13 protein-coding genes are annotated in these 11,819 nt (G+C 30.0%); 12 read left to right on the top strand and 1 reads right to left on the bottom strand.

The window, feature by feature from the left end; translation table 11 throughout:
* Positions 1-238 precede the first annotated feature (238 nt).
* The 12 genes from KM800_RS00060 to KM800_RS00010 all read left to right on the top strand — a co-directional run bounded on the left by KM800_RS00060 (position 239) and on the right by KM800_RS00010 (position 11,252).
* The gene (locus KM800_RS00060) at positions 239-1,648 is read left to right on the top strand and encodes an aspartate ammonia-lyase (protein ID WP_217811272.1); all 1,410 of its coding nucleotides are present in this window, start codon (positions 239-241) and stop codon (positions 1,646-1,648) included.
* 188 nt (positions 1,649-1,836) lie between these two features.
* Positions 1,837-2,685: a dimethylarginine dimethylaminohydrolase family protein gene (locus KM800_RS00055; RefSeq protein ID WP_254906413.1), complete on the top strand. Its 849-nt coding sequence runs from the start codon at positions 1,837-1,839 to the stop codon at positions 2,683-2,685.
* Between the two features lie 204 nt (positions 2,686-2,889).
* Complete coding sequence (locus KM800_RS00050) at positions 2,890-3,498, top strand: lysozyme inhibitor LprI family protein (RefSeq protein ID WP_217811271.1); 609 nt, start codon at positions 2,890-2,892, stop codon at positions 3,496-3,498.
* A 682-nt stretch (positions 3,499-4,180) separates the two neighbouring features.
* On the top strand, positions 4,181-4,528 hold the full coding sequence (locus KM800_RS00045; RefSeq protein WP_217811270.1) for a DUF4352 domain-containing protein: 348 nt from the start codon (positions 4,181-4,183) through the stop codon (positions 4,526-4,528).
* Positions 4,513-4,707 (top strand): DUF4352 domain-containing protein, encoded by a 195-nt coding sequence (locus KM800_RS15675; RefSeq protein WP_419195449.1) that lies wholly within the window; start codon positions 4,513-4,515, stop codon positions 4,705-4,707. Before KM800_RS00045 ends, KM800_RS15675 begins: the two co-directional genes overlap by 16 nt.
* A gap of 418 nt (positions 4,708-5,125) precedes the next feature.
* Entirely contained in the window at positions 5,126-5,875 is a 750-nt protein-coding gene (locus KM800_RS00040) for a hypothetical protein (protein WP_217811269.1), read from the top strand.
* Complete coding sequence (locus KM800_RS00035) at positions 5,868-6,410, top strand: QueT transporter family protein (RefSeq protein ID WP_017895157.1); 543 nt, start codon at positions 5,868-5,870, stop codon at positions 6,408-6,410. The genes KM800_RS00040 and KM800_RS00035 overlap by 8 nt, the downstream gene beginning before the upstream one ends.
* Before the next feature lie 254 nt (positions 6,411-6,664).
* Positions 6,665-7,972 (top strand): amidohydrolase, encoded by a 1,308-nt coding sequence (locus KM800_RS00030; protein ID WP_217811268.1) that lies wholly within the window; start codon positions 6,665-6,667, stop codon positions 7,970-7,972.
* 80 nt (positions 7,973-8,052) lie between these two features.
* On the top strand, positions 8,053-8,862 hold the full coding sequence (locus KM800_RS00025; RefSeq protein ID WP_217811267.1) for a DUF3100 domain-containing protein: 810 nt from the start codon (positions 8,053-8,055) through the stop codon (positions 8,860-8,862).
* Positions 8,859-9,311, top strand: coding sequence for a hypothetical protein (locus KM800_RS00020; RefSeq protein WP_217811266.1), 453 nt, complete (start codon positions 8,859-8,861; stop codon positions 9,309-9,311). The genes KM800_RS00025 and KM800_RS00020 overlap by 4 nt, the downstream gene beginning before the upstream one ends.
* Positions 9,312-9,495: 184 nt before the next feature.
* A complete protein-coding gene (locus tag KM800_RS00015; protein WP_017751620.1) occupies positions 9,496-10,410 on the top strand; it encodes a branched-chain amino acid transaminase in 915 nt (304 codons plus the stop codon).
* Positions 10,411-10,679: 269 nt separating this feature from the next.
* The gene (locus KM800_RS00010; protein ID WP_254906412.1) at positions 10,680-11,252 is read left to right on the top strand and encodes a YpmS family protein; all 573 of its coding nucleotides are present in this window, start codon (positions 10,680-10,682) and stop codon (positions 11,250-11,252) included.
* Between the two features lie 81 nt (positions 11,253-11,333).
* Here KM800_RS00010 and KM800_RS00005 read toward each other — a convergent pair whose 3' ends face one another.
* Positions 11,334-11,711 (bottom strand): carbonic anhydrase, encoded by a 378-nt coding sequence (locus KM800_RS00005; RefSeq protein ID WP_217811265.1) that lies wholly within the window; start codon positions 11,709-11,711, stop codon positions 11,334-11,336.
* Between the last annotated feature and the right edge of the window lie 108 nt (positions 11,712-11,819).

The following is an 11,819-nucleotide window of genomic DNA, read 5'->3' as shown; positions in this document are numbered from 1 at the left end:
AAATTGTAAATATATCAATGAATGAAGAAAAATAATAAAAATATATTAAAATATATTAAAAATAATTGAAAAATAAATATAAACTGTATATAATAATATACAAAGCAGTGCGAAGAATTAAATCATAATTGTTTTGATATAATATTAAAGTTGAAAAAATGAATTTAAAAATGCAACTTAATATGATTAGATTCTTGCAAAAATATTTATGGATATATTATTTAGGGAGGTTGTTTAAATGAATTTTAGAATTGAAAGTGATTCTATAGGGAGTAGAAAGGTTCCAAAAGATGCTTATTATGGAGTTCAAGCTTTGAGGGCGTCTAACAATTTCAATATTACAGGATTAAATATACATCCTGAATTTGTAAAAAGCCTGGCTCAAGTTAAAAAAGCATCTGCAATAACAAACTGCAGCATTGGATTATTAGATAGCAAGATTGGAAATGCAATTATACAAGCTTGTAATGAAATAATTGAAGGTAAGTTCAGAGAACAGTTTATAATAGATCCTATTCAAGGTGGCGCAGGTACATCCATAAATATGAATGCAAATGAAGTTATAGCAAATTTAGCTATAGAAATTCTTGGGGGAGAAAAGGGAGATTACAGTATTGTAAGCCCAAATGATCATGTAAATATGGGACAATCTACAAATGATGTCATACCTACATCAGGTAAAATAACTGCTTTAAGATTGGCATCAAAACTTTTAAATCAGTTAAGTGAACTTCATATGGCATTAAAGGGAAAGAGTGAGGAATTTAAAGATATTATAAAGATGGGGCGAACCCAACTTCAAGATGCTGTACCAATTACTCTGGGACAGGAATTCAGAGCATATAGTGCTGTAGCTAAGAGAGATATTTTAAGAATAAAAAAGGCTCTTCAGGATATGGGCGTATTGAATATAGGGGGAACTGCAGTAGGGACTGGAATAAATGCGGACGAGGAGTATGTAGAGTCAGTAGTTCCAAATCTTTCTATAATTACGGGAATGGATTTATGTCAAGCAGATGATTTAATAGATTCTACTCAAAATTTAGATGCTTTTTCTACTATATCCGGGGCAATAAAAATATGTGCAGTAAATTTATCTAAAATTTCCAATGATTTAAGATTGATGTCTTCAGGCCCAAGAACTGGAATTGGGGAAATAAATCTCCCAGCCATGCAAAATGGATCTTCAATAATGCCTGGAAAAATAAATCCTGTTATACCGGAAGTATTGAACCAAATTGCTTTTAATATAATTGGAAATGATGTTACCATAACTATGGCAGTAGAAGCTGGACAACTTGAATTAAATGCATTTGAACCAGTTATATTTTATAATTTATTTGAATCCATGGAAACTTTAAGTAATGGAATTGATACATTTACAAATAACTGTATTTTAGGCATAACTGCAAATAGAGACAGATGCAGGCAGCTTTTAGAAAACAGTGTGGGAATGATAACAGTTCTTGCACCATACATGGGATATAAAAAATCCGCCAGTATAGCTAAAAAGGCTCTTGCTTCAGGAAAGGGCATAAAGGATATAATTATTGAAGAAAAAGTTTTAAATGAGGAACAATTTGAAACTTTTATAAATCCATATGATATGATAAAACCTAAACAGGTGAGGAAAAAGGCAAAAATCTGATAGAAATTTTTATAAAGAGGCTAACATAAAAAGTTAGTCTTTTTTATATTGGTATTTATCCATTTACCTGGTTCCTGGTTAAATGTTATAAAAAATCATTTAAATATAAATAATTTGGTGTATACTTGTAAATTATATAATATAAGTGGAAATTAATTTGTTTATATAATTTGGAGAGGATATGAAATATGGATAAATGTATGAATAGATGTTTTGTAAAAAATTCAACGGGAATATTGAAAAAGGTACTGATGTGTCCACCGAAATATGCACATTTAAAAAAAGAAATAAATAAAAATTATGATATAAAGATAGATACAAAACGATGCAATGAAGAACACAGTGAGCTTGTGGATGCATACAGGTCAAATGGAGTTGAAGTTGAACTTATGATTCCAAACAATCAATTATATGACCAGGTATTTTCGAGGGACTTTGGCGCTTGTATAAAAGAAGGGTATATACTTGGAAATTTTAGAATAGATACAAGACAGGGTGAAACTGCAGATTATGAACACAAGATGAGTGAACTTGGCATTCCATGTATTGCAAGGTGCAGAAATGGATATTTTGAAGGTGGAGACTTTTGGATGCTTGATGATAAAACTATAGCCATAGGCATACTAGAGCGAACTGATAAAGCAGGAATTGACGAAATAAAGAGCCAGATAGAAAAGTATGGATATGAAATTATGTCAGTGAAATCTTCTGAAAAATGCCTTCATCTTGATATGTGCTTTAATATAGTGGCGGAAAAAATAGCTGTAATATGCAAAGAGGTGCTGCCTGATGAATTTTTACACATATTAAAAAACAAAAATTATGAGCTTATAGAAGTAGACAAAAGTAATTTACTGGAATGTTATTGTAATCTTCAGGCACTTGGAAATGGCAGAGTAGTATCATTTAAAAATAATAAGAAGGTAAACAGTGCACTCAGGGCAGATGGATTGGATGTTATAGAAGTTGATATAACTGAAATGTTCAAACATGGTGGAGGAATACACTGTATGACATTCCCACTAAATAGAATATAGATGTGTAAATCTGAAATCATTTAGAAGTTTGGAATATAAAAAATCTGCGAGTATTATCCTAATTGATTAATTATGATTTGTAAATATTATAAATTTTTCTCTGGATTAAATACCCCAAGAATAGCAGAAGAAAAACTCCATGATTTTGAATTATTATGGTAAGATAAAAATATAATTACAAACAAAATCAAAAGGAGAGCACTAATGAAAAATAAAAAAAATATACTTTTTATGGTTATAGCATTATCAATAATTACATTGGCAGCATGCGCAGAAGATAATAAAAAAAATCAAAATTCTGCAAGTAAAACAGAGCAAAATCAACAAGTAAAAGATGGTCCAAATAAAGTTGATAATACAGATAAAACAGCTTCAGTAAATGCCATAAAAGTAAATAAAAATATTCAGGAAACCAATACTACAAATACGGTGATAAAAATAGAAGGAAGAAGAAAAGAATTCCTAGGAAGATTAGACAGTACACAAAAAGAAATTGATGCCTTACCAGAAAAGAAGGATTCAGATGCTGGAGTAACAAATGCTATGCGGAGTTATTACGGAAAATCCTATGATATGTATGATAAAGAACTAAATGAGATTTATACCTTATTAAAAAATCAGTTGTCGCCGAAAACAATGAAAAATTTACAAACTGAACAGATTAAATGGATAGAACATAAAGAAGCTGAAGCGAATAAGGAAGCATCGCAATATAAGGGTGGAACATTTGAACTTGTTGCATATAATTCATCTCTTTATAACTCAACAAAAAAAAGATGTTATGAATTGGTTAACAAGTATATGACGGATTGAAAAAACTTGAAATTTCTCAAAAAGGAACTGACAGCATAATAAAGCAGTTACTTAAAGAAATTTTACAAATGACCACTGACGATATAAGGTAAAATCGTATTAAATTTGGCAAAAGAACAAACTTAGATCAAGAAATGTTAATAGTTTTTAGGTCATATGTAGTAATGAAAAGGGTTGTGCGTTTTGATGTGCCATGGAATTTAATGGATAAAAAAAGCCCTCTTCCAAGGGCTAAGAATTTTACGTTAACGATTACGTTAACAAATGGTATGATATCATACTATCAAAAAATGAGGAATAAGTCAAATTTGAGGAATTAAATGAGTAAAATGTTTAAATTATGGAAGTACGTGTTTGAAGTTAAGTTGTGTAAACTTTCGAATGAAAAAAGAATAGAATTTTTAAGTAACAAGCTCATTGTGGAAAAGTAAATAGTGAAGTTAAGGATAGTCAGTTGTTGGCTCCTGCTTATGATAATATAAAAGATGCCGCAGATGTAGTCCAAACTGTACAGAAATAATCTGAGCCTATCGAAGATTTACTTCTTTGGTAGACTTTTATTTTTTTACATAGATATATATAATTTATTATTAGATCACTACAATATAATAAATTATACATATTTGGAGGAAATTATATGAAAACAAGAATTTAGTCAAGTGCAGGGCTTGTAGGGCTGATATTGCCAAAGGCGTTAAGAAGTGTCCTCATTGCGGCAAAGATTAAAGGAATTTTAAAGGAAACAACTACAACTAATCAAGCTAGTAAAAAAGAAGAATCTAAGCAGAATGAATTGAAAAGTTCTTATGCTATTGTGGAAACTGCAAAATATAAAGGTATAGAAATGACAGTACTAAATATCGATAAATCTAATGAATCTGAATATGATACACCTAAAGATGGAAAAGAATTTGTTATAGTTAGAGTGAAAATGAAAAACAATGCAAAGGGGAAACTAGTATATAATCCTTTTTACTTTAAAATACGAAATAGTAGAGTACAAATAAGGATGAAATATTTTCTAGTGTAAATGAAGATACAGCCTTAAAATCTTGGGAGTTAGCACCAGGCGGGGAAGTAGAAGGAACTGTAGTTTTTGAGGAAACAGTAGGAGACAAGGGAATGTTAGTACAATATCAAGATAACATATTTAGTGACAAAGTTAAAATTCAATTTAAAATTAGTTTAATTATAATAACTCCAGCTTAATTTCAAGCTGGAGTTATATTTTTGTATTGAATAATTTAACATATTGCAAATTTAATTTTGTTTAGGACATGTTTTGCAAACATATTTGCAAACGTAAAATAGCAATTTTAATAATATTTCTTAATATTTAATAAAAAATACAAAACATTGATTTATAACACTTTAAGATGTATAATAAAATGTACAAGTGTATAAGAGACAGTTCGTAACCATCCTGTCTATAAATAAAACTAGGGATTAACTATATATAATTAGGTTATTATTTAATTATAGTTTATTTTTGAGATTAAAAGGTGGGGATAGTTCTCCACCTTTTTTTATATTCATGCTTTAAAAAGCCAATTTGCATATCATAGGATGGTTCTTATTTTCTATCTTTTATCCATTAATTCAATATTAAGAATATAAGGGGGACAATATGATCTGTATATCAAAATTAAAAAGATATGGACAAGTCACTAAAAGATTGCCTAGAGAAGTAGTGCTCTTAAGAGGAAGTGGGTGTACATGGGGAAATTGTATATTTTGTGATTACCATATGGACAAGGATTCAGATGAATCCAAAAATTATAAATTGAATCATAAAGTGCTTGAAAAAGTTACTGGAAAATATGGTGTGCTTCAGATAATGAATTCGGGAAGTGCAAGTGAACTTGACAATGGAACATTAAGAGAACTCAAAAGCCTATGTATCGATAAAAATATAAAAGAAATGATTATGGAAAGCCACGTTAAATATGAAGATCTTATAGATGATTTTAGAGAGCAGTTTAAACCAACTAATTTAAAATTTATAGTAGGTGCGGAGAGTTTTGATATAAATTATAGGGAAAATATTTTAAATAAGGGAATAGGTAATAGAAAAGCATGTGATTTTCAAAATTTTGACTGGGTAAATATTCTTTTTGGTATATCTGGACAGAGTATTGAAAATTTAGAGAAGGACGTTGAATTGGGACTTAAATATTTTGAAAGAGTTACTGTAAATATATTCTGTGAGAATACAACACATGTAAAAAGAGATAATAATCTTATAGAAGAATTTTACACCAGCAATTTATTTAAAGAGCTTCAGACAACTTACTATAATAGAGTTGAAATACTTGATGATATAGATTCTAGATGTAATGCAGATCTAGATGGGGTGGGAGGCAATATAGATGAATAAAACAAACAAGCTTGTAAAAATATCCGTAGTAGCGGCCATATATATAGTTGTAACTATTGCACTTGGATCACTTTCCTATTGGGGGCCTATAGGCTTCAGACTTAGTGAAATGCTTAATTTTCTTACTTTTATAGATCCATTTTACATAATTTCTCTAACTATAGGTTGTGCTATAGCCAATTTCTACAGTTTTAGTATAATCGATGTATTTGTAGGAAGTTTTGCTACTTTGCTTGCAACTTATGCCATGTGGAAAACCAGAAAGATGGCTATTTCAATGATATGGCCGGTTTTAGGAAGTGCAATTATAGCAGAGGAACTTCATATATTGTATAAAGTACCTTTCTTTTATACATTTTTTACACAGGCAGTGGGAGAACTGGCAGTTATGGTAATAGGATATTTTGTATTCAAAAAGATATTTAGAAATTCAGCATTTCTAGAAAGAATAAAAATAAAGGACAACAATCAAAAGCTCAAGGATATTCAGTCAAAAGCGGAGAAAATTAGAAAAACAAAATTACGAAATATATAATAATAACCAACTAGGGGACAGTACACAACTTTTTCATATGGTAAAGACGGGCTGTAAATCATCAGTATAGAGATTGTAGCTCGTCTTTTTATGGTATTTTAAAAGTAGTATGATCCATTTTTAGAAATAATTTCACAAAAATTTAAAAATAATATATTTGTATACCTTTTATTTAAAATTATCATGGATTTTATGAATAAAACATGTATAATAGTATATTGAAATAATTTTATAAAATATTAGGGGGGATAATAATGAATATGGAAAAAATCAAGCAGTCAATATGTAAAATTATTGATGAGAATTCAAAAGAAATAATAAAATTTTCCAAATCTGTAGAAAGTGAACCTGAACTTGGTTTTAAAGAAATAAAAACAGCACAAAAGGTAAAAGATATTTTCAATGAAATAGGTTTAAATTACAAGGATAAACTTGCTATTACTGGAGTAAAAGCAAAATTAAAAGATCAAAAAGATGGAATAAATGTAGCTATACTTGGAGAACTGGATGCAGTTATATGTAGGGGAAACAAGAATACAAATCCTGAAACTGGAGCTGCGCATACTTGTGGACATCATTTGCAGCTAGGTGCACTTATAGGAGCTGCAATAGGTTTAAAATTGTCAGGGGCAGCAGAAAAATTGGATGGAAATGTAACCTTTATGGCAGTACCGGCAGAAGAATGCATAGAAGTAACTTATAGACAAAAACTTCGTAAGGAAGGAAAACTTCATTTTATGGGTGGAAAGCAAGAGCTCATATATGAGGGAGAATTTGATGATGTAGACATAGCAATGATGATGCACTCCTTAAAGGACAGCCCAAATCCAACTGCAGCAATTGGAACTTCCAGTAATGGATTTATAGCAAAAACTATACAATATCTTGGAAAAACAGCTCATGCAGCAGAAGCTCCTCATGAGGGTATAAACGCTTTGGATGCAGCAATGCTTGGACTAATGAGTGTAAATGCCATTAGATCAACTTTCAAAGATGATGACTATGTCAGATTTCATCCTATTATAACAAAAGGAGGAGACGTTGTTAATTCAGTACCTTCAGATGTAAGACTTGAAAGTTATGTAAGAGCAAAGACCGTAGATGCCATGACAAGTGCCAATAAAAAGGTTGACAGGGCACTTAAAGCAGGTGGAGATGCAGTAGGTGCAAAGACAATTATAAAAAATATACCAGGATATTTGCCTCTTCAATGCTCAAAGCAATTAAACTCTGTATTTGAAAATAACTGTGAAAGACTTCTTTCAAAAGACAGCATTTTAGATGCAGGACATTTTTTTGCCTCTACTGATATGGGAGATGTATCCCAGCTTATACCAAGTATACATCCTTATATAGGTGGAGTAAGTGGAACATTGCATTCAAAGGAATTTAATGTTGAAGACTACTATTCAGCTTGTGTTTTACCTGCAAAATTAATGGCAATGACAGTAGTTGATATACTTGCAGATAATGCTGAAAAAGGTAAAAAAATAATAAATGATTTTAAACCCACATTTACTAAAGAAGAGTATTTGAAAGTAATGAATAGCTTCTATAATTAGGTACAAGCTAGGGACAGTACACAACTTTTGACTTAAAAGTCAAATTTAAAATAATAAATAATAAAAATAGGAGGAAAAACATGTTAAAAAAATACTGGAAAATTTGTTTGTTGGCTCTTGTGCTAGTTGTGATAGCCGAATTTATTGGAGAAAAGAAGATTAAAGTAGGACCTGGTTATCTTGTACTTCTTCCAATGTTGTTTGCACTTGTAATGGGCGCAATAATAAGTTTGCCTAAATTAAAAATTATTTCCGACAAGGAAATGAACTTATCTAATTCTATTATGAGTCTTGCTGTAATAATATTTGTAGCAAAAATAGGTGCCACTATGGGGCCATCTATTGTAATGCTTGTTGAATCAGGCTGGGCTATCTGCTTTCAAGAACTGGGACATTTTTTAGGAACAGTAATTATTGGACTCCCAATTGCACTATTACTTGGACTTAAACGTGAATCTGTAGGTGCTACTTTTTCCATTGATCGTGAACCTAATATAGCTATTATTGCAGAAAAATATGGTATGGATTCCCCTGAAGGACGTGGAGTCATGGGAATATATATTTGTGGAACTTTGTTTGGAGCAGTTTATATTGGGCTGCTTGCAGGATATTTGGGATCACTTAAGATATTTAATCCATTGGCTCTAGCTATGGGTTCAGGAGTTGGATCCGGAAGTATGATGGCGGCAGCATCGGGAGCTATTGCAGCTGTTTTCCCTGAAAGAGCCAAAGAAATCGCAAGTTTTGCCGCAGCATCTAATCTTATAACTACTATAATAGGCATATATTTTACATTATTTGTTTCACTTCCAGTTGCCAATAAAATGTATGCTTGGTTAGAACCTAAAATTGGCAAAAACAAGAATCATAAAGGGGAGAATAATGTATGAGTAATGCAATAAAAAAACTTATTATTTTATTATGGATTGGATTTGTTTCTGTAATAGGTAATACTATAAGTGAAAAGGTGCCTTTAAAGATAAGTTTTATTGGAATGGGAATATTAGTGGCTGTTACTATTGTTGGAATTATAATTAAAAAAATAATACCTATTAAATTACCGGTAGTATTCTGGGTATCTGTAGTAGCTGTTTTGCTTACAAGTCCTATTAATCCATATGGAGCATTTTTGGATAAAGAGTATTTAGGCAAGATAAGCATGCTTGCCCTTACAACTCCAGTTTTGGCTTTTGCAGGTTTGTCTCTTGGAAAAGATATAAAAATGTTTAAAAACTTAAGCTGGAAGATAGTTGTTGTAGCATTGACTGTTTATACAGGGACCTTCGTATTTGCCAGTATAATTGCAGAAATTGTACTAAGGCTTGAACATCAAATTTAAAATATAGCTTTTATATTTTTTTATTTAATGTTAATATTTTTATATAGGTTTATAATTTTTAAAATGAATATATTTTTTTATAAAAATTATTGATAAGATGTTAGATTTATTGACTAAATTTTTTTATAGCGTTATATTTAACTATAATTATAATAAATTAGTAAGAAATCAAGGGGGCTTTTTAATGTCAAATTCATATGTATTTTATCAAGGTAAAATTGTAGATGAAAGTGAAGTAACTATAGGTATAAGAAGTAAGGCTTTTAATTATGGACTTGGATGTTTTGAAGGGATTAGAGCTTACTGGGATGAAGAACAGAAGCAGCTTTTTGGATTTAGATTAAAGGATCATTATACGAGATTACTTCAATCTTCTAAATCGCTAAACTTAAATATACCATATACAGCAGATGAATTAAGTAAATGGACAATCGAACTTTTAAAGAAAAATAATTGTAAGCGTACTACATACATAAGACCTATAGTTTATAACGATGCTCAGGATATAGGACCTAATCTTTCTAAACCCGACACTAAAGTAGTAATTTACTGTCAACCTTTAGACAAATATGCAGGAAAGTCAGAATTAAGTGTAGGAATAACATCATGGAGAAGACTTGAGGACAATATGCTTCCACCAAGAACTAAAGCTACAGCAGCTTATTTAAATTCAGCTTTAGCATCACTTGAAGCAAAAAGAGCAGGATTTGATGAGGCTATATTTTTAACTTCAGGAAATCATGTTTGTGAAGGCCCTGGAGAAAATATATTTATTTACAAAAAAGGAAAATTAATAACTCCACCAGCTTCTGATAATATCCTTGAAGGAATTACAAGAGATCTTGTTATGCAGCTTGGAAAAGAAGAACTTGGATTGGAAGTTCAGGAGAGAAGTATTGCTAGAACAGAACTTTATGCATCGGATGAAGTTTTCTTTAGCGGAACTGCTATGGAAGTTACTCCAATAATTGAAGTTGATCATAGAGTCGTTGGTGATGGAAAACAGGGAGAAGTTTGCAAGAAAATTAAAGAATTATTCTTTAATTTAACTGTTGGCAAAAATCCTAAGTATGCACATTACTGTACTCCAGTTTATTAATTGATGGCAAAAAATAATTCAGTAGAGCTGTGTTTTTATGGCTCTACTTTTTTAGTGTGATTTTAGGGGGACATATAACAACTTTTTGATTTCATGAACGGATTTTATATAAATTACATATTATAAATGGGAACAAAATTTTAACTATACAACATTTAATTTTATAGTATATATCGTTATAAATTTAAATATTGTTGAAAAGTTGTTATGTGTCACTTATAATAAGGTTCATAAATAAAACTTGTGAACTGTCCTCAGGAGGTTGATCTATGACTAAAAAAATGAATGGAAAATCCAAACTATTTTTAAAAATAATTGTACCTATTTTAATAGTTGTAGGTGTGTTTTATTATTTAGTTACATGGAATTCTTCTGATATACCAATTTTTCCACAGCCATCTCAAAAATTGGCCTTGAAAATTATTAACATACCTAAAGATAATGCAAAATTAACACTGAGCAATGAAGAATTGAATCAACTTATAGACTTATATCCTATAGGTGAAAATAGTTTTGGAGATCTAAAAGTAAAAACTGTATACATTAGAGTATTAAAAGGAAAATTTAATATTTATTTTCCATCTAAATATAAAGGATTAAATATACTTTTATCCACCTCTGGTGATACATATTTGGAAAAAGGAAAGATAGTTTATTCAATAGACAATTTCAAAGTTGGAAAACTGAATTTGCCTAAAAGTATTGTATTAAATATAATAGAGAATAAAACTTTAAATGGGTTATCTTTAAAAAACAACAAAATATATATAGATACAACGGGACTTCCACTTAAAATGAAACAGCTTCAGCTAAAGGATGGAAGCATTAGCATCAAGTTCTAGTATGATTTTATCTTTTATTTAAAAATATACTAATTGGAATATATATCTAATAATGATAAGTATCCTAATTAGTATATTTATTTAGCATATCTTTTTTACTTTAAAATCTTCATTAATCCACAATCCTGTCACAGGAACATTTTCATATAAGCTCTTTAATAATTTTACGGAAGCTTTAATATGTTTAATATGTTCATCCTTATTGACATTGTTTCCAGCACAATCATAATGTCCTGCTATAAATATCATATTTGAACCATGGCCATTTAAAGATATATCCATTTTTTTATCCAAACTTGCTATAAAAGCCCTGTCTTTTAGAAAAAGGACTTTATCTATACCGGGCTCGGATATTATATCTACGTATTCCACGTTAAAATTATTTCTTATCCAATTTATAGCTGGTAGTTGAGTTCTCCCATCCATACAGTTCAATAGTGTAGCAAAATTTTTATTCATATGTAATTCTCACTCCTTTATTCATACAATATCAATATTGATTTATAAAAATACTTTATTAATCAATAAAATTATATCACATTTGTAATTACCTAGATTTCGTACAAA

This window comes from Clostridium tyrobutyricum, assembly GCF_019144085.1.
Lineage (GTDB): Bacteria > Bacillota > Clostridia > Clostridiales > Clostridiaceae > Clostridium_B > Clostridium_B tyrobutyricum_A.
Note: the sequence above shows the minus strand (reverse complement) of the source record. Positions and strands in the feature narration are given on the sequence as shown.

Bases quoted from the DNA above. Each gene is read 5' to 3' on its own strand.
- KM800_RS00060 (WP_217811272.1), top strand. From the start codon at position 239: ATGAATTTTAGAATTGAAAGTGATTCTATAGGGAGTAGAAAGGTTCCA.
- KM800_RS00055 (WP_254906413.1), top strand. From the start codon at position 1,837: ATGGATAAATGTATGAATAGATGTTTTGTAAAAAATTCAACGGGAATA.
- KM800_RS00050 (WP_217811271.1), top strand. From the start codon at position 2,890: ATGAAAAATAAAAAAAATATACTTTTTATGGTTATAGCATTATCAATA.
- KM800_RS00040 (WP_217811269.1), top strand. From the start codon at position 5,126: ATGATCTGTATATCAAAATTAAAAAGATATGGACAAGTCACTAAAAGA.
- KM800_RS00035 (WP_017895157.1), top strand. From the start codon at position 5,868: ATGAATAAAACAAACAAGCTTGTAAAAATATCCGTAGTAGCGGCCATA.
- KM800_RS00030 (WP_217811268.1), top strand. From the start codon at position 6,665: ATGAATATGGAAAAAATCAAGCAGTCAATATGTAAAATTATTGATGAG.
- KM800_RS00025 (WP_217811267.1), top strand. From the start codon at position 8,053: ATGTTAAAAAAATACTGGAAAATTTGTTTGTTGGCTCTTGTGCTAGTT.
- KM800_RS00020 (WP_217811266.1), top strand. From the start codon at position 8,859: ATGAGTAATGCAATAAAAAAACTTATTATTTTATTATGGATTGGATTT.
- KM800_RS00015 (WP_017751620.1), top strand. From the start codon at position 9,496: ATGTCAAATTCATATGTATTTTATCAAGGTAAAATTGTAGATGAAAGT.
- KM800_RS00010 (WP_254906412.1), top strand. From the start codon at position 10,680: ATGACTAAAAAAATGAATGGAAAATCCAAACTATTTTTAAAAATAATT.
- KM800_RS00005 (WP_217811265.1), bottom strand. From the start codon at position 11,711: ATGAATAAAAATTTTGCTACACTATTGAACTGTATGGATGGGAGAACT.